Annotated in this window: 18 protein-coding genes; 13 read left to right on the top strand and 5 right to left on the bottom strand. The window is 39.6% G+C overall.

Annotation, left to right across the window (positions count from 1 at the left end; genetic code table 11):
* Window positions 1-63 precede the first annotated feature (63 nt).
* Window positions 64-864: an enoyl-CoA hydratase-related protein gene (locus ACS604_RS11870; RefSeq protein WP_474771858.1), complete on the top strand. Its 801-nt coding sequence runs from the start codon at window positions 64-66 to the stop codon at window positions 862-864.
* On the opposite strand, the gene ACS604_RS11865 is transcribed toward ACS604_RS11870, so the two are convergent.
* The 4 genes from ACS604_RS11865 to purL all read right to left on the bottom strand — a co-directional run bounded on the left by ACS604_RS11865 (window position 857) and on the right by purL (window position 6,694).
* On the bottom strand, window positions 857-1,177 hold the full coding sequence (locus tag ACS604_RS11865) for a YqfO family protein (RefSeq protein ID WP_004790680.1): 321 nt from the start codon (window positions 1,175-1,177) through the stop codon (window positions 857-859). The genes ACS604_RS11870 and ACS604_RS11865 overlap by 8 nt on opposite strands.
* Window positions 1,178-1,246: 69 nt before the next feature.
* A complete protein-coding gene (locus ACS604_RS11860) occupies window positions 1,247-1,372 on the bottom strand; it encodes a KGW motif small protein (protein ID WP_254628961.1) in 126 nt (41 codons plus the stop codon).
* Between the two features lie 200 nt (window positions 1,373-1,572).
* Complete coding sequence (locus ACS604_RS11855; protein ID WP_238611859.1) at window positions 1,573-2,778, bottom strand: multidrug effflux MFS transporter; 1,206 nt, start codon at window positions 2,776-2,778, stop codon at window positions 1,573-1,575.
* An 82-nt stretch (window positions 2,779-2,860) separates the two neighbouring features.
* Window positions 2,861-6,694 carry a phosphoribosylformylglycinamidine synthase gene (purL, locus tag ACS604_RS11850; RefSeq protein WP_474771857.1) on the bottom strand — a complete coding sequence of 1,278 codons (3,834 nt, stop codon included), beginning with the start codon at window positions 6,692-6,694 and terminating at the stop codon, window positions 2,861-2,863.
* A 308-nt stretch (window positions 6,695-7,002) separates the two neighbouring features.
* Here purL and ACS604_RS11845 point away from each other — a divergent pair, with 308 nt between their 5' ends.
* The 10 genes from ACS604_RS11845 (at window position 7,003) to pal (ending at window position 16,746) form a co-directional block, all read left to right on the top strand.
* The gene (locus tag ACS604_RS11845; RefSeq protein ID WP_004790671.1) at window positions 7,003-8,343 is read left to right on the top strand and encodes a deoxyguanosinetriphosphate triphosphohydrolase; all 1,341 of its coding nucleotides are present in this window, start codon (window positions 7,003-7,005) and stop codon (window positions 8,341-8,343) included.
* A gap of 93 nt (window positions 8,344-8,436) precedes the next feature.
* Window positions 8,437-9,036 (top strand): Holliday junction branch migration protein RuvA, encoded by a 600-nt coding sequence (ruvA, locus tag ACS604_RS11840; RefSeq protein WP_005307546.1) that lies wholly within the window; start codon window positions 8,437-8,439, stop codon window positions 9,034-9,036.
* 7 nt (window positions 9,037-9,043) lie between these two features.
* Complete coding sequence (gene ruvB, locus ACS604_RS11835) at window positions 9,044-10,048, top strand: Holliday junction branch migration DNA helicase RuvB (RefSeq protein ID WP_004790665.1); 1,005 nt, start codon at window positions 9,044-9,046, stop codon at window positions 10,046-10,048.
* 203 nt (window positions 10,049-10,251) lie between these two features.
* Window positions 10,252-11,586 carry a M20 family metallopeptidase gene (locus ACS604_RS11830; protein WP_474771856.1) on the top strand — a complete coding sequence of 445 codons (1,335 nt, stop codon included), beginning with the start codon at window positions 10,252-10,254 and terminating at the stop codon, window positions 11,584-11,586.
* 212 nt (window positions 11,587-11,798) lie between these two features.
* The gene (gene ybgC / locus ACS604_RS11825) at window positions 11,799-12,206 is read left to right on the top strand and encodes a tol-pal system-associated acyl-CoA thioesterase (protein WP_004699892.1); all 408 of its coding nucleotides are present in this window, start codon (window positions 11,799-11,801) and stop codon (window positions 12,204-12,206) included.
* 23 nt (window positions 12,207-12,229) lie between these two features.
* Window positions 12,230-12,928 carry a protein TolQ gene (gene tolQ / locus ACS604_RS11820; protein ID WP_004790660.1) on the top strand — a complete coding sequence of 233 codons (699 nt, stop codon included), beginning with the start codon at window positions 12,230-12,232 and terminating at the stop codon, window positions 12,926-12,928.
* A complete protein-coding gene (tolR, locus tag ACS604_RS11815) occupies window positions 12,928-13,380 on the top strand; it encodes a protein TolR (protein WP_004790658.1) in 453 nt (150 codons plus the stop codon). The genes tolQ and tolR overlap by 1 nt, the downstream gene beginning before the upstream one ends.
* 3 nt (window positions 13,381-13,383) lie before the next feature.
* Window positions 13,384-14,784, top strand: coding sequence for a cell envelope integrity protein TolA (gene tolA, locus ACS604_RS11810; RefSeq protein WP_474771855.1), 1,401 nt, complete (start codon window positions 13,384-13,386; stop codon window positions 14,782-14,784).
* A 93-nt stretch (window positions 14,785-14,877) separates the two neighbouring features.
* A complete protein-coding gene (tolB, locus tag ACS604_RS11805) occupies window positions 14,878-16,158 on the top strand; it encodes a Tol-Pal system beta propeller repeat protein TolB (protein ID WP_440202655.1) in 1,281 nt (426 codons plus the stop codon).
* Between the two features lie 27 nt (window positions 16,159-16,185).
* Entirely contained in the window at window positions 16,186-16,746 is a 561-nt protein-coding gene (gene pal / locus ACS604_RS11800; RefSeq protein ID WP_013197071.1) for a peptidoglycan-associated lipoprotein Pal, read from the top strand.
* Window positions 16,747-16,802: 56 nt separating this feature from the next.
* Here pal and ACS604_RS11795 read toward each other — a convergent pair whose 3' ends face one another.
* A complete protein-coding gene (locus tag ACS604_RS11795) occupies window positions 16,803-16,988 on the bottom strand; it encodes an NF038105 family protein (RefSeq protein WP_004790651.1) in 186 nt (61 codons plus the stop codon).
* 183 nt (window positions 16,989-17,171) lie between these two features.
* On the opposite strand from ACS604_RS11795, the gene ACS604_RS11790 reads away from it, so the two are divergent.
* Both ACS604_RS11790 and ACS604_RS11785 read left to right on the top strand, forming a co-directional pair.
* Entirely contained in the window at window positions 17,172-18,143 is a 972-nt protein-coding gene (locus tag ACS604_RS11790; protein ID WP_151964194.1) for a class 1 fructose-bisphosphatase, read from the top strand.
* Between the two features lie 59 nt (window positions 18,144-18,202).
* Window positions 18,203-18,979 (top strand): TrmH family RNA methyltransferase, encoded by a 777-nt coding sequence (locus tag ACS604_RS11785; RefSeq protein WP_005307562.1) that lies wholly within the window; start codon window positions 18,203-18,205, stop codon window positions 18,977-18,979.
* Window positions 18,980-19,008 lie beyond the last annotated feature (29 nt).

Here is a 19,008-nt window from a genome sequence, read left to right as displayed (position 1 = left end):
AAAAATATGCGCCATAATGAGAACCTAAAAATTAACAACGTGGTTTAAAGCAAGGATAGTACGATGACACTTAGCTGTATTCAACAACCTCATCAACATTTAAACGCAAATTTAGAAGGTGGCGTACTCACCTTAGCCATAAATCGCCCAGATGCAAAAAATGCACTCTATGGCGAACTCTATTTATGGATTGCTCAAGCACTGAATGAAGCCGACCTTCATAAAGATGTTCGAGTAGTTATTCTACGTGGTGTCGAGCAAGATTTTACCGCTGGCAATGACATGAAAGATTTTATGAGTTTTGTACAAAATCCGAACATGGGTCCAGCAGGAGAAGTTCCGCCATTCGTTCTACTTAAAGCGGCTGCTAAATTAACAAAACCACTTATTATTGCAGTAAAAGGTGTGGCAATTGGAATTGGCGTTACGATTTTATTACACGCAGATTTAGTTTTTGCTGACAACACCGCCCTTTTCCAAATTCCATTTGTAAGTCTTGGCCTTTCTCCAGAAGGTGGTGCAAGTCAATTACTCATTCAACAAGCTGGTTATCACAAAGCAGCCGAACTTCTGCTTACTGCAAAAAAATTCAATGCTGAAACTGCAGTACAAGCAGGCTTAGTGAATGAAGTGGTTGAAGATTCTTACGCATCTGCTCAGACAACAGCTCAGCATTTAGCAGCTTTGCCTCTTGCATCATTAAAACAAACAAAAGCGCTTATGAAGCATAATTTAGAGCAAATTATTGAATGTATTGATCATGAAGCTGAAATCTTTATGCAGCGCGTTCACTCACCTGAAATGCTAGAAGCAGTACAAGCATTTATGCAAAAACGTAAACCAGATTTCGCTCAGTTTAATTAAAATCAATTTCTATGATTTGAATAAACTCAAAGGCAGGCTCTTCATAAGGATGGCTTGCCTTTAATGCTTTCGCTACGGTCTTGGCGTTTTCTTCAATTACAATTGTTTCTACACGCCACTCATCAACTTGTTCAAGTTCACCTAGCTCTCCGATGTAAGGATCGGCGCCTTTAACTGGCTTAAACTGCCCTATTCCTTTCACTTGCCATGCGCAGTGTTCATAATTACCAATACCACCTGCACCAGCAGAGAAAATGGCTTGTTTAGTCGACTCAAGATGTGACTCAGGTACGTAATAAATCAGCTTTAACATGGGCAAAATGACTCAAAAACTAGCGAACTTGCTTTAAATCATACCGTTAAAAAAGCCTCAAAATCAAAGTCAGTTCATCATTACTAAATAATTTGCTCCAATAAAGAGGATTTGAATCGCAAGCGCCAAGCCGAATAAACGCCAGCCCTTATCTTTTTTATAAAACGTTTTTATGTGATTTCCATTTTTCATCATTTTGATCTCCGATTTTTTATCGTTGTTACAGAGAAAGCAAAAATTGAACCAACCTCAAATAAAGCATAAGTGGTTAAATAGTAAGCTGCTTATACTTTTATACGTTTTTTTAAAATGCTTCAAGAGCTTCAACCATCCATATGCAGTCAATAGTTTGAAGAAAATTGAAAATTCAATGACTTATCTTCATCCCTATAATTTTAAGCATCCGATTTCTTTAAATATCTATTTTCATATATTGTCATAGCAAAAGCTAAACCACACAAAATGACAAAACCACAGGTCATTGGAATTAATGTACCGTTATATAATTGCCCAATAATAGAGGCAAGAATAAGTGACAAGACAGAGGAAGCTGCACCAATAATAGCCGACGCCATTCCAGCGACATGCCCCATTGGTTCCATCGCAATCGCGTTTAAATTACCAAATAGAGTTCCAAATAATAAAAATAAAATGCAGGCATAAAGCATAAACATCCAGAATGATACAACCACGCCTAAAAGCTGAATTCCCAAGAAAATCAAAGAAATAAAGCACAAGCCTAAAAAGCCATAAATACAGATTGGACGCATACCAAACTTCATAACAATTTTAGAGTTTGTAAATGAGGCAATTCCCATCACACCAGCAAGTACAGCAAAATAAGCGCTAAATTCTTGTCCTGTTTTACCAAACTGCTGCATAAAGATTTGTTGAGAAGTTCCCAAATAACCAATGAATCCACCAAAGCAAAAACCTGCACATAGCAAATAGCTCATGGTGGTTTTATTACTTACAACTTCTTTAAAGCCCTCTTGAAATGCTTGCAACCGCATAGGTAAACGATTTTCAGGCACTAAGGTTTCTTCTAATCTTAAAGCAACCCATGCTCCAATCACTGTGGCATAAACCATATATAAAACAAAGATCTCACGCCAACCAAAGAAATGAATTATGAGTTGCCCTAAACTCGGTGCAACTGCTGGAGCCACCATAAATACCATCATGATTAAAGACATGATACGAGCCATTTGAGCTCCGCTGTATTTATCTCTAACAATTGAAATAGTAGCAACATAAGGCCCTGAAACACCAATACCTTGAATAAAGCGCCCAACTAAAAACCACTCAAAACTTTGTGTTGTAAAGCACAATAAACTTCCCAGGAAATAAATAATAATTCCTGTGAATAAAATGCGTTTACGCCCAATCGCATCGGATAGAGGCCCCGCAATGAGCTGGCCAATGGTCATACCAGAAAAGATACCAATGATGACCCATTGCGATTGGTTATTATTTTTTAATTCAAAAATACGTCCTATCTCGCCTAAAGCAGGCAAAACTGCATCTATCGAAAAAGAAACAATAGACATGAGTAATGCCATGAGCAATGCAAATTCACGGAAATGGATTTTTGATTTCATTTTTATTCTCTACTATTTATTCTATTTAAATTGTACTACATACAAATAAGCCACCTAACGGTGGCTTATTTCAGTGTTTATATTAACCAATAAACTTACGAGCGTTACGGAACATACGTAACCATGCACCATCTTCAGTCCACTCTTCTGGACTCCAAGAGTGCTGAATTGCACGGAAAGTACGCTCAGGGTGCGGCATCATAATCGTTGCACGACCATCTTTAGAAGTAACACCAGTAATCGCTTCAGGTGAGCCATTCGGGTTCAATGGGTAATGTTGAGTCGGGTTACCGTGGCTATCAACATAACGCAATGCAACTTGGTTAGCTGCGTTCAAGCTTGCAATGTTAGCTTCACTTGCAACAGCACGACCTTCGCCATGTGCTACAGCGATTGGTAAGATTGAACCTTCCATACCATCAAGCAATACAGAAACAGATTTTTCAACACGAACGTTTACGCTACGAGCTTCAAAAACTTCTGACATATTGCGGTGGAAACGTGGCCAATGTTCAGCACCCGGAATAAGCGGTGCTAATTGTGACAACATTTGGCAACCATTACAGATACCTAAGCTGAATGTTTCTTCACGATGGAAGAACTGTTCAAACTGATCACGTAATTTAGCATTGAACAATACTGATTTTGCCCAACCACCACCTGCGCCCATTACGTCGCCGTAAGAGAAACCACCACAAGTCACTAAACCTTCGAAATCACTTAGGCTTACACGACCAGCAAGTAAATCGCTCATGTGTACGTCAATCGTATTAAAGCCAACTTTGTCAAAAGCTGCTGCCATTTCAATATGACCATTTACACCTTGCTCACGCAAGATTGCCATATTAGGACGACGTGTATTAATGAACGGCGCTTCAATAGGTTCATTCAAATCGAATGTTGGTTTAGCAATTAAACCTTGGTGTGCATTGTCAGTAATTAATGAAAATTCCTGATCAGCAGTTTCTACGTTATCACGTAAACGTTGGATCTGATGAGATACCTCAGACCAAGCTTGTTGTAATTCAGCACGATCTAAAGTTAAACCATTTACAGATAATTGATCTGAGTTATTTACATGACCAACTACAGCAATTGCATCTTTTAAGCTAGAAGCTGCGATTTCTGCCTGCAAAGCTTCCCAATCAGTTGCTTTGACTTGAAGTACTGCACCAATTTCTTCTGCAAATAAGCCCGCAGTAGTCTGATTTTCTAACGCAACACCTAAACGTGCAGCAAACATCATTTCAGCTACAGAAGCTAATAAACCACCATCACCGATGTCATGGTAAGCCTGAATTAGGCCACGATTGTTCCAGTCTTGGATTAAAGCGAAGAACGCTTTGAAATCATCAAAACTATCAACATCTGGAGTGATTGAACCGATTGCTTTATATACTTGAGCAAGAATCGAACCACCTAAACGGAACTGACCTTTAGATAAATCAATACGCACAAGTACTGAATCTTCTAAATTTTTAAGTTCAGGTGTTAAGGTCTTACGAACATCAGTTACTGGAGCAAATGCAGTAATTACACCCGTCATTGGAGAAGTTACGGCTTTATCTTCACCGTTATCATTCCAAGTCGTACGCATTGAAAGTGAGTCTTTACCTACTGGAATCGCAATTCCTAAAGCAGGACACATTTCCATACCAATTGCTTTCACGCCTTCAAACAGTGCTTGATCTTCACCTTTTTGACCCGCAGCAGCCATCCAGTTTGCAGAAAGTTTGATATCGCTAATTTGTTCAATGTTTGCACATGCAATATTGGTAATTGCTTCAGCAACTGCCAAACGAGCAGATGCAGCTGGATTTAACAATGCAACTGGCGGACGTTCGCCCATTGCCATTGCTTCACCAGTGAAACCTTGCAAACTTGTTGTCGTTACTGCTGCATCTGCAACAGGAACCTGCCAACGTCCAACCATTTGATCACGTGCAACCATACCTGTAATTGAACGGTCACCAATGGTGATCAAGAATGATTTAGACGCAACTGTAGGGTTTTTCAATACGCGGAAAATCGCATCTTTCAAATCAACTTTTGAAGCGTCAAAATCATCGCCACTACGTTCAATAGTTTCATAAGAACGTTGCATGCGTGGCGTACCACCAAGCATTACCTGCATTGGCATATCAACAGCATCATTTTGGAACAATGGATCTTCAACTGTTAAGTGACGTGCTTCAGTTGCTTCACCCAACACGGCAAACGGACAACGTTCACGTGCACAGATTGCTTCGAACTGCTCTAAAGATTCTGGACGAATAGCAAGAACATAACGCTCTTGTGCTTCATTTGACCAGATTTCCATTGGGCTCATGCCCGGCTCTAATGAAGGAATCTTACGAAGGTTAAGAACCGCTCCTAACTCATGATCGTTCACAAGTTCAGGCATAGCATTTGATAGACCACCCGCGCCAACGTCGTGTACAGAAACGATTGGGTTGAAGTCTTCTAAACGCCAGCAAGTATCGATGACTTCTTGACAACGGCGCTCCATTTCTGGGTTTTCACGTTGTACAGAAGCGAAATCAAGGCTTTCACCCATTGTACCGCTATCTACAGAAGATGCTGCACCGCCACCAAGACCGATTAACATTGCAGGGCCACCCAATACAATGAGTAAATCACCTGGTTGAATCGCATCTTTTTCTACATGGTCAGGACGGATATTACCGTAACCACCAGCGATCATAATTGGCTTGTGGAAGCCTTTCACTTCACCATTTACATTCTGTTCGAAAGTACGGAAATAACCATTTAATGCAGGACGACCGAATTCATTGTTAAATGCCGCGCCGCCTAATGGACCTTCAATCATGATTTGTAATGGCGATGCCATACGTGAAGGTTTACCGTAGTTTTCTTCCCAAGGTTGTTCAAAACCAGGAATGTTTAAGTTCGAAACTGTGAAACCTGTTAAACCAGCTTTTGGTTTACCACCACGACCTGTTGCACCTTCATCACGGATTTCACCGCCTGAACCAGTTGCAGCACCAGCAAATGGAGAAATTGCTGTTGGGTGGTTATGAGTTTCAACCTTCATTAAAATATGAGCAGCTTGGCTCTTATATTTATAAACAAAGTGACCATTTTCATCCGCTTTCGGATAAAAACGCATCGTGTCATAACCCACAATTACTGAAGCATTATCTTTATATGCCGATAACACATCAGTTGGAGATTCTTTATAAGTGTTTTTAATCATCTGGAACAATGATAATGGTTGTTTTTCACCATCAATTGTCCATTCAGATCCAAAGATTTTATGACGACAGTGCTCAGAGTTTGCTTGTGCAAACATCATCAACTCGATGTCATTCGGATTACGACCAAGCTTAATGAATGCTTCAGTTAAGTAATCAATTTCTTGTTCAGATAACGCAAAACCAAACTCATTGTTAGCTTTAACCAAAGCTTCTTTGCCTTGACCCAAGATATCAATTGAATTTAATGGTTTTGGAGCTGTTTCTGAAAATAATGCTTTTGCATCATCAATTTGAGCAAAAACTGTTTCTGTCATACGGTCATGAAGTACTTGTTTAACTTCATTCGTAATTTCAGTAACGCCTTTTAACGTGAATAAAAGACCACGTTCTAAACGGTGTACTGGCGTATTACAGTTTTTGAAAATATCAGTTGCTTTAGAAGACCAAGGTGAAATAGTACCCACACGTGGTGTAACTAAAATCTGAATCTCATCACTTGCAGATTGACGAAGTTCAAAAGACTCACCGTCATTCAATAATTGCAAAGCAGATTGATTTTGCTGCTCGTTGAGCGCTTGATCAAACAAATAGACCCATTGGCTGTCAAAAGATTGAACAGAACTAATTGACGATAAACGTGTTAATAGTTGAGCTTTCTTAAAAGAAGAATGTGCTGCTGCACCGGCCACGATAAACATGTTGATTTTGGCTCCACGGGCAGGTCTTGTGAACCTTACCGCAATGTGACTTTAGAGAGAGCGCATATTCTACTGCTTCTTGCTAAAATCAGCTAGATGTAGAATCAGTATTCTGTAACCTAATTCTGCAAGAAGTGAATAGTTTTTTGTTCAAAATCATTTTTTAGGCATTCTAGCTAAAAATAAATTGTTTCATGTTTATTCAATAACATAATAAAACCTGAACTAAGACAAACTATGTCGCACCAAGCTAGTGCTTTTAACTTTTTTTTGGCATGATCAGGTTTTACAGTTTTGAATAATGATAAATGGAACAAATGCGTTGGTTAGAGCTGCTTTCTGCAGTTCGTTTAGGTAGTAAAAAAAGCAGTACAGAACTGGCTCGTAGCCCATTCCATAAAGATTATGACCGTATTATATTTTCTCAAAGTTTTCGTCAGCTAAACCGTAAGACGCAAGTTCACCCACTCGCACAGCATGATGGCATTCATACCCGTTTAACTCACTCACTTGAAGTTTCCTGTATTGGCCGCTCAATGGGTATGCTTGCCGCAGAAAAAATTAAAAATGAATTACCCGTCTGGATTTCCCCTGCCGATGTCGGCGCAATTATTCAAGCAGCTTGTCTTGCCCACGACATTGGCAACCCACCTTTCGGACATGCAGGTGAATATGCAATCCGTGAGTGGTTCGATGATGCCTCACATGATGATTTTTTAAAAAAGCTAAGTCCCGAAGAAGAGGCCGATGTACGTCAGTTTGAAGGCAATGCTCAAGGATTACGTTTATTAAGTCGCATTGACTATCATCCAAATGATGGAGGAATGCGCTTAACCTATGCAACTTTAGGGGCTTATTTAAAGTATCCATGGCTTTCAAAAACTATTGCCTCACAAGGTGATCGCCCTTCTCATCAACGAGCAAAGTTTGGTTGTTATCAATCTGAAAAAGAAATTTTAAAACAGATTGCTGAACAGCTCGGCCTTATTCAGTTAGGTGAATATCATTATTGCCGTCACCCACTCACCTATTTGTTAGAAGCTGCGGATGACATTTGCTATGCCTTAATTGACTTAGAAGATGGCATTATCTTAAATATGTTGAGTTACCAAGAAGTTGAACCAATTTTCTTAAACCTTATTGCCGACTATGGTCAGCCTGAAGAATTGTCACATCCAAATAGTACATGGCAACAAAAGATTTCGGCATTACGTGGTCGTGTCATGAAACGGCTTGTAGATGAAGTCACTACAGCCTTTGCTAAACATCATTATGAAATCATTACAGGCCAGCTTAAAGGTAACCTTTTACAATATTGCTCACCCGATATTGCAATTGGTATTGAAACAGCCAAAAATCTGGCGCGTGATAAAATTTTTGAGCATCCACAAAAGTCTGGCTTAGAAATTATTGCGCATCAAAGTTTGCAAACGATTTTAGATGCATTTGTGCCGCTGACCACACCACATAAATCTTTAAGCTTTAAAGAACAACGTTTAATGTCTATCCTTAATCTGTATGGTGCTAACTTTAGCAATAATCATTACAGCAATATTATGCAAGTACTCGATATTATCAGTAAGTTCTCAGATCATCAGGCTTATAGCTTGGCTCAAGAGCTACAAGGTAATAAAATTGGCTTGTTTTAAGCTGGCTTAATATAGAAAGAAATAAAACCTGTATCGTTTTCAATAAATGTTAAAACGATCAGATTTACAGTTATGAATAAGTGAAATTACTCTATGATCGGATGTTTAATTGGCGAAGTGTTTGCCCTAGAAGCCCCTACTGTCTTACTGAATGTAAATGGTGTGGGATATGAAATCGATACGCCACTTTCAACATTTTGCCAATTACAAAAAGGCCAGAAAGTTACGTTATGGACGCATTTGGTTGTTCGTGAAGATGCTCAACAACTCTACGGTTTTAGTGATGCTCAAGAGAAAACAATTTTCCGCACCTTATTAAAAGTAAATGGTGTCGGCCCGAAAATGGCATTGGGTATTCTATCGACACTAAGCGTTGAGCTATTGGTTCACACCATTGAGCATGACGACATTAACACGTTAGTAAAAGTTCCGGGTGTTGGCAAAAAAACAGCTGAACGTTTAATGATTGAGCTTCGTGACCGTTTCAAAACATTAGCCCAAGGCACTTCTACTTCAGCTAGCCTGCCTCAAATTCAGTTCGCTGCAAACTCGCCTGTGGCAGAAGCAGAAGCCGCTTTGCAATCTTTAGGTTATAAGCCACTTGAAGCACAAAAAGCTGTTGCTGCGGTTAAAGCCGATTACACAGAATCAGCCGATATTATTCGTGCTGCTCTTAAATCAATGATGAAGTAAAACACTTATGCAAGACCGTCTAATCAGTGGAGCGGAAAAACCTGAAGATCATTTTGATCGGGCGATTCGACCAACTTCTCTTGCCGACTACATCGGACAGCCTGTAGTCCGCGAGCAAATGGAAATTTTCATTGGCGCAGCTCGCGGTCGTGGTGAAGCACTTGACCACACGCTGATTTTTGGTCCACCGGGCTTAGGTAAAACCACCCTTGCCAACATTATTGCGCGTGAAATGGGCGGTAATCTTAAATCTACTTCGGGGCCAGTTTTGGAGCGTGCAGGCGACTTAGCTGCAATGCTGACCAACCTTGAAGAAGGCGACGTCTTGTTCATTGATGAAATTCACCGCCTTTCTCCAGTGATTGAAGAAATTCTTTATCCTGCGATGGAAGACTACCAATTAGATATTATGATTGGTGAAGGCCCTGCTGCTCGTTCAATTAAACTCGATTTACCGCCTTTTACACTTGTGGCTGCAACTACACGTGCGGGCTTACTCACCTCACCTCTACGTGACCGTTTTGGTATTGTGCAACGTCTTGAGTTCTACTCTGTAGAAGACTTAACTCATATTGTTTCACGCTCTGCAAACCTGATGAATGTACCCATTACAGTTGAGGGTGCAGAAGAAGTTGCACGCCGTGCACGCGGAACGCCTCGTATTGCCAATCGTTTATTACGTCGAGTTCGTGACTATGCCCAAGTGAAAGGTACAGGTGAAGTGACTCATGAAATGGCACAACGTGCGCTTGATATGCTCAATGTTGATAAAGCTGGCTTAGACACCCTAGACCGCCGTTATTTGAGCATGCTGTTAGAGCGTTTTGATGGTGGCCCTGCCGGAGTCGAAGCACTTGCAGCTGCTATGGCTGAAGATAGCGGCACCCTTGAAGATGTAATTGAACCGTATTTAATTCAACAAGGTTATGTGATGCGTACTGCGCGAGGCCGCATTGCAACGAACCAATCTTATTTACAGTTTGGAATGACACCACCAGAGCCTAAAAACTAATCAAAGGAAGAGAATTTTCTCTTCCTTTTTTAATTCTTCTATTCTTCCAACTCAAATAATTATTTTCTTATCAATAGATTAGCCACTCGATACCTTTTAAGTCTTTCTTTATACCTTATTGATTTTTTAATATTTTCAAAAACTGAATTATAAGAAATCTAGATATTAAATCTTATGAACAATAATATTTTTAGGATAAGGACATGTATAAGAAAGCCGCTTTATTTTTTCCACTTGCCTTCATGACTCAGCTAAGCCTAGCAGATTGGGTCAGCGATGCTACCCAACAAAATGAAAATCAAGTCATTCAGCTAAGACAAAACATTCACCAACATCCTGAACTGGGCAATATGGAATTTAAAACGTCTGCCCTTGTTCAAAAAGAATTGAAATCTTATGGCATTCAGGTCAAAACAGGCTATGCAAAAACGGGTGTAATTGGCATTTTAAAAGGCAATAAACCAGGGCCTATTATCGCACTTCGAGCCGATATGGATGCACTACCCATGGAAGAAAAAAGCGGTGTTCCCTTTGCCAGTAAACAAAAAGCAATTTATCAAGGTAAAGAAACTTATGTAATGCATGCCTGTGGACATGATGCACACACTGCAATGTTATTAGGCGCAGCAAAAATTTTAGCTGCGAATAAAGATAAAATATCGGGCACAGTTATTTTTGTTTTTCAACCTGCTGAAGAAGGTGGTGCAGATATAGATAACTTCACTCAGGGTGATCAAATCGGTTCACGAAAAATGATCACTGATGGTGCTTTTAAAGACTATAAACCAGAAGCTATTTTTGGAATGCATGTCATTGCGGGTATGAAAAGTGGTCATCTTTATTATAAAGATGGTGCCATTTTAAATAGTGCAGATCACTTACGTATTCAGGTCAACGGCAAGCAGGTTCATGGATCAACGCCGTGGTTAGGCAGAGATCCAATTTATGCATCGGCACAAATGATTAATAATTTGCAAAGCCTTATTAGCCGAAGAACAGATCTAACCCAAGGTATGGGCGTAGTCAGTATTGGCAATATTCAAGGTGGTACAGCAGGAAATGTGATTCCCGAACAGGTCAATATGATTGGTACCATTCGCTCTAATAACGAAGAAATAAGAAATAATATCTTAAAAAGTTTACCAGTCATGATAGAGCATAATGCTCAAGCCAATGATGTAACTGCTAAAGTTGAAATTGCACCTTATGCACCAGTAACCATGAATGATAAAACCCTTACTCAACTTATTCAGCCAACATTAGCCAAAGTTGCAGGAGATTCAAAACTGCATGTGCTTGATCACAATGCAAGCGCTAGTGAAGATTTTGCCTATTATGGCAAGTTAATGCCCTCATTTTTTGTTTTCTTAGGGGCGACACCAGAAAATCAAGACTTAAGTCAGGCTGCACCGAATCATAATCCCTATTTTATTGTAGATGACAAAGCTCTAAAAACTGGAACCGAGCTACATGTAAGGTTCGTATTAGATTATCCGAATATATCAAAACAAGTCCAAACTTCATGGAAGCCCTCTTAACTTAAAAAGCTTGCTAGCCATAAGATGTAGCGTTTTTAGATTAGAAATTCAGCAATCGCAATTGAAAGGTTGTGCCATAGGACTTAGTATGCAATCTGCTAAACTGCCCCGTATTTAAAAGCAGATGTATGGCTTTTGAATGGAACCAATGTTTTATTCAAAGCCACATTTTAAATATAAAGCTCTATAGTGAACTAAAACGGAATCCTCTCATGGCGAATCATTTTGAATTCAACATTCGTGTTTATATTGAAGATACGGACGCAGGCGGTATTGTTTACCATGCCAACCACATTCGCTATATGGAGCGTACCCGTACTGAATGGCTCCGTGCTTCTGGCGTTGATCATTACTGGCATCAAAAAGACTACAACTTTGTCGTACACAAAATTGACGTAAAATACATGCGTCCTATTTTAATGGATGATTTAATTACTGTTACAGCACGTGTAGTTTCATGTAAAGCTGCGTCATTTGTGTTGCAACAAAATATTTATCGTGGTGAAATCTTGCTTGCTTCTGGCGAGGTTGAGTTGGCATGTTTAAGCAAAGAACTTGTAGCTCGTCGTCTTCCAGAAGAAATACGTGATCTTATTCGTAAAGAATTGGAACAAGACTAAAAAAACAACCGGCATATGTAACTATGGCAACAAACATTGAATCAACCCTGCATATTTCTGACCTTATTTTACAGGCAAGTCCAGTCGTTCAGTTGGTCATGCTAATTTTATTATTAGCATCAATCTTTAGTTGGTATCTGATTGCCAAGTTACATATGAGTTATAAAAAAGCCCATCAAGAAGATGAACATTTCCAGAAAATGTTCTGGTCGGGTGCTGAACTCAATACGCTTTACAACAATGCTCAGCTCAACTCAAAACGCTCAGGTCTTGAAGATATTTTTTATCAAGGGTTGAGTGAGTTTTTTAAACTTAAAAAACGTCAGGCCCCTGTTTCACAAACGATTGAAGGGACTGAACGTATTTTGCGAGTAGGTTTGAGTCGTGATCAGAGCCATCTAGAATACGGCTTAGGTACTTTAGCAAGTATTGGCTCTGTAGCTCCTTACATCGGTCTATTCGGTACCGTTTGGGGGATTATGAATGCATTTATCGGTTTAGCTGCTGTTGATCAAGTCACTTTGGCAACTGTTGCACCTGGTATTGCCGAAGCACTTATTGCAACCGCAATTGGTTTATTTGCTGCAATTCCTGCTGTATTAGCTTTTAACCACTTCACTTCTAAAAGTGAAAGTGTTTACTCTGATCGTGCTTTATTTGCTGAAGAGATGATTGCCTTATTGCAACGTCAGTCTGTGGGTTCATCACAGGAAGATGCATAATGGCAATTCAGCGTTCAGGGCGCTTTGAGCGCATAAAAAAACCATTAAAAAGTGATATGAACGTCGTACCCTATATTGACGTTATGCTCGTACTTTTGGTTATTTTCATGGTGACTGCTCCCATGATTACTAGTGGTATTAAAGTCGATTTACCTCAAGCAAATAACCATCCAATCGAATCAAAAGATATGCCAGCCATGGTAACCATTGGTAAAGATGGCAATATTTATCTTCAGTATGAAGATTACAAAGATAGTGAACCATTGTCTCGTGAAAAACTTGAAGAAGTTTTAAGCGGTGCTCAAAAACAAGCTGAACAAGAAAATAAACAACTCACAGTTTTAGTCAATGGTGATAAGTCTCGTCCTTATGGAGAAGTCGTATCATTAATGGCAAGTTTACAAGAAGCAGGTTTAACTCAAGTTGGCCTTCTGACAGAGCCTTTAAAATAAGCTATGAATAAAAATCAAAAGCCACACTTTAAACAAAATGCGATTGCATTGAGCTTTACACTAGGAGTTCATGCAATTGCCATTGTTGGCTTGCTTTTTTTAGGCTTGAGTAAACCACCTGAACAGCCAAAAAAGCTAACAACTATTTTAGTTAAGCCAGAAGATTTACCTCCTCCTTTAGCCAAAGAAGTTGAACAAGAGACTACAGCTACCAATGAAGCAAAAGAGGTATTAGCCCCTATTGTGGATGAAACGCTACCTCAAAATCTTCCAGTTGTACCTCCTCCTCCAACAGCTCAACAACTTGCTGCTCAAAAGCAAAAGGCCGAACAGGCCCAGCAAGCCAAGTTAGCTGAGCAAAAGCGTAAAGCTGAAGAAGCTGCGAAAGCGAAACAAGCAGCAGAACAGCAACGCATAGAGGAAACTCAAAAACAGCAGGCTGAAGCTAAACGCCAAGCGGAGGCTAAAACAAAATCCGAAGCCGAACAAAAACGTAAGGCTGAACAAAGTGCAAAAGCTGATGCTGAAGCTAAGGCCAGTCAAAAAGCTGCTGAAGACGCTAAACGTAAAGCTGAGGCCGATGCAAAATTAAAACGTGAAGCTCAAAAGGCTGAAAACGCTAAACTTCAAGCACAACAAGAAGCTAAGCGAAAAGCCGAAGCTGATGCTAAAGCTAAGCAACAAAAAGCTGCTGAAGATGCTAAACGTAAAGCTGAAGCAGATGCTAGAGCTAAGCAGCAAAAAGCTGATGATGCTAAACGTAAAGCTGAAGCAGATGCTAGAGCTAAGCAGCAAAAAGCAACTGAAGATGCTAAACGTAAAGCTGAGGCCGATGCGAAAGCTAAGCAGCAAAAAGCCAATGACGATGCTAAACGTAAAGCTGAAGCAGACGCTAAAGCTAAACAGCAAAAAGCTGATGATGCTAAACGTAAAGCTGAGGCCGATGCGAAAGCTAAACAGCAAAAAGCCAATGACGACGCTAAACGTAAAGCTGAAGCAGACGCTAAAGCTAAGCAGCAAAAAGCTGCTGATGATGCTAAACGTAAAGCTGAAGCTGAGGCCGAAGCAAAAGCTGCATCTGCTCAAAAAGCACAAGAAGAAGCAGCTCAGAAGAAAGCCGAAGCTAAAAAAATTGCTTCTTCAGCTAGACGTGATTTTGAGCAAAAAATTCGACGCTCTTGGGATGTTCCGACTGGCAGTAGCGGTAAAACAGTTGGTGTCCGTTTTACCCTTTCAGACTCAGGTAGCGTTAATTCTATTGTGATCACACGTTCAAGTGGCGATGATGCTTTAGATGCAAGTATTAAGGCTGCAATTCAAGCATCTGCACCATATCCTATGCCATCAGACCCTGATGCAAGACGCGAAGCAAGAAGTGTTAACTCTACATTTAGAGCGCAATAATTTTGAAAGAGTTACATGCTTTAAATAGTTTAAGGCATGTAACTATGCTACAAAATCAACAGTCACAAAAATACCTGCTATGACTTTAAACTTATGAATACGAGCCGCAAACACCTGCTATCTTTAGCATTGATCACCGCCTTAAGCCCTATTGCTTCTACAACTGCTTTTGCCCAGTTATATCTGGAAATTGCCAAAGCACCAGATCAGGCACCAAAAATTGCTATTGTCCCGTTTAACAATGACAATGGGCTTTCTCCTATTGTTGAAACTGACTTAAACCGTTCTGGGCGCTTTACAAGCTCATCTAAAAATTTGCCTGCCAATGCTGCAATCAATCAGATTCAAGCTTCTGACTGGCAAGCTGCCGGAATTCCATATGTAGTTACTGGACAAATTAAACAAACAGCTACAGGTTTTGAAGTTCATTACCAACTTTATGATGTACAAAAGCAACAATACATTTTAAATGAACTTTTAAATGTACCCGCTTCACGGATACGTCAAGCTGGCCATATGGTGAGTGATGCTATTTATCAGGCACTTACTGGTATTCCAGGTGATTTTAGCGGCCGTATTGCATATGTACTCAGAAACCCCGCAACTCCTGCTGAGCGTTATACTCTGCAAATTGCAGATACAGATGGTGAACAGCCAAAAACTGTTTTGTCATCTCGTGATCCAATTCTTTCTCCGGCATGGACACCAGATGCCAAGAAAATTGCTTATGTTTCTTTTGAAACCAAACGTCCAGCAATTTATTTACAAGATTTATCTACTGGAACACGTGAAGTACTCACTAGCTTTAAAGGCCTAAATGGCGCACCGAGTTTTTCACCTGATGGCCTATCAATGCTATTCACAGCATCTATGAATGGCAATCCAGAAATCTATCAAATGGATTTATCAACTCGCCAAGTTAAACGTATGACAAACGACTCGGCAATTGATACAGAAGCACGTTATACACCAGATGGAAAATCGTTTATTTTCACTTCTGACCGTGGTGGTTCAGCCCAAATCTATCGTTATACCTTTGCTGATGGTTCAGTAAAACGTCTAACGTTTAAAGGTTCATTTAATGCACGCGGAACTTTGAGTGCAGATGGCAAAAAGATTGCTCTTGTTCATCGTCCAAGTGGCAGCAGTTATAAAGTTGCAATTCAAGACATTAATACTGGCATCACCAATATTCTTACTCCAACCAGTTTAGACGAATCACCAAGTTTCTCACCGAATGGGCAAATGGTGGTCTACGCGACTCGTGAAGGTAACCGCGGCTTGTTATCTATCATGTCTACTGATGGACGTTTCCGTATGAATTTACCAAGTGAACAAGGTGAAGTACGTGAACCAGCTTGGGCACCAAAATAACTTTTAATTCCATTGATGGAGAAGATCATGAAATCAATCAAATATTTAGCTTTACCCTTTCTTAGCGTAGCACTTGTAATGACGGGTTGTGCTAGCCGCAAACCAGCAACAACTACTGCAACTGGCACAAATCCAAGTACAGTTAACACTTCTGGTTTAAGTGAAGATGCTGCATTAAATGCTCAAAATTTGGCTGGTGCTTCATCGAAAGGTGTAACTGAAGCAAATAAAGCTGCTTTGGCTAAACGCGTTGTTCATTTTGATTATGACAGTAGTGATTTATCTACTGAAGACTATCAAACGCTTCAAGCTCACGCTCAATTCCTTATGGCAAATGCAAATTCAAAAGTTGCATTAACTGGCCATACAGATGAACGTGGTACACGTGAGTACAATATGGCTTTAGGCGAGCGTCGTGCTAAAGCTGTACAAAGCTACTTAATTACCAATGGTGTAAATCCACAGCAACTTGAAGCTGTAAGTTATGGTAAAGAAGCGCCTGTTAATGCAGGACATGATGAATCTGCGTGGAAAGAAAATCGCCGCGTTGAAATTAATTACGAAGCAGTGCCTCCTTTATTAAAATAAGGCATATGCATAAAAAAACGCTCATATTTTATGAGCGTTTTTTATAACAACAGAACTTAAGAAGATTTCTTTTCTTCTTCAGAATGTTGCATAGATTCAATCAAATCATGCTTATTAAAGTCTTTATATTCAGGCTTAGCCTCGTAGTCTTTCCAAGCTTCCTGAACATTTTCTTTCGAAATTTCATCTAGATTGATTGGTTCACCTGCTGTTGGGGTCGCATCAAACTTCTTTGTTGTCATTTCGATTCTCCTAAAATATACAGTCCGTTGTCATATCATCAACATACCATTTAAAATGGGGGTTGTAAGCATAAATCCAACACAAATAAAGTAAGATAATTTTTATTTTATGACATTCTCATCTAGAATATGCCACGTATTTATCTGACTCATTTTGATGCTTGAAGCACAGGAGCTTTTTTTATGTCCAACCTCACATTGTCCCAATTTTTACAACAACAAAAAGGGAATCTAACACCTGAGTTGGCTCAAGTCATCGACACTATCGCCACCACCTGTAAAACAATCGATCAAGCCTTACAAAAAGGTGCACTCGCTGGTATTTTAGGTAGTGCTGGTAATGAAAATGTTCAAGGTGAAACACAGAAAAAACTTGATGTGATTTCAAATGACTATTTAATTGATGCTTTAAAAGTTCATCCACAAGTGGGTGGCCTCGCTTCAGAAGAACTTGATGAGTTCACACCTGCACAAGAAAATGGTAAATATCTGGTTTTATTTGATCCATTAGACGGCTCAAGTAACATCGACATCAATATGTGTGTAGGCACAATTTTCTCTATTCTGCCTGCGAAAAATGCGGTAACCCAAGCAGAAGATTTCATGCAAGCAGGTACACAGCAAGTTGCTGCTGGTTACGTACTTTATGGTCCATCAACCATGATGGCCTTAACTGTAGGAAATGGCGTAGTATTCTTTACTTTAGACCCAGAAACTCAAACATTCTTGCTGACGAATGACAATGTTCAAGTTTCAGTAGATACTCAAGAGTTTGCAATTAACGCATCTAACCAACGTCATTGGGAAGAGCCTGTAAAACAATATATTAATGAATTACTTGCAGGTAAAACATCTGTTCGTGAAAAAGATTTCAATATGCGCTGGGTAGCATGTATGGTGGGTGATATCCACCGTATTTTATGCCGCGGCGGTATTTTCCTTTATCCATACGACTTAAAAGACCCGAAAAAAGCAGGTCGCTTACGTTTAATGTATGAAGCAAACCCAATGAGTATGCTGATAGAACAAGCTGGTGGCACATCAACTACAGGCCGTGTTCGCATTTTAGATATTGAACCGACAGAACTTCACCAACGTGTTCCTGTAATTATTGGTTCTAAAAATGAAGTTGAACGTGTAACAAGCTATCATTAATAATTTTAATTATTTAGGGCATCATAGTATGATGGTGCCCTTTTGTTGGATATTTTCTCATGGCGGTTATTTTTTTAGAATCAAAAGACAATGCAAAAATTAAACATTTGCGTGGGTTAATCGAACTTAATAGCGCCCGAAAAAAGCACCAACAAACAGTTCTTGAAGGTACCCATCTCTGCTTGACATGGTTACAACAGCAAAAGAAGATTTTTTCTTTATTTACGACAGAACAAGCATTAGAACATACTGATTTAAAAAAAATAATCGAACTGCATCAAGGTCATATCTTTGTTATTAGTGAAGTTTTATATAGAGATTTGAGCACATTAGGTACAAGCTTACCTTGTTTAGCTATTATTGATTTACCTAAAACTGCATCAACAATTGACTATAAAGTAGATACTTTAATTCTGGAAAATATACAAGATCCAGGTAACGTAGGCACATTGCTACGTTCAGCAGCGGCAGCAAATATTAAACAAATTATTTGCACACAAGGCTCTGCATCACTTTGGTCGCCACGAGTTTTAAGAGCAGGCATGGGAGCTCATTTTAGCTTACATTGTTTTGAAAACTTCCAACTCACAGATATTCTTCCAAAATTTCAAATACCAGTTTTTGTTACAAGTTCTCATCGCTCAACTAGTCTTTACTCAAAAGATCTTTCAAAACCATGTGTCTGGATTTTAGGAAATGAAGGCCAAGGTGCAAGTGATTACGCCTTAGATCATGCAGAATCTGTGACTATTCCTCAGCCTGGTGGACAAGAGTCATTAAATGTAGCAATTGCAGGATCTATTTGTTTTTTTGAGATGGTTCGTCAACGCCAATAAAACGTTAATTTATTTTACATCTCACATAT

It is taken from the genome of Acinetobacter sp. Li1LvA2 (genome assembly GCF_056156705.1).
Note: the sequence above shows the minus strand (reverse complement) of the source record. Positions and strands in the feature narration are given on the sequence as shown.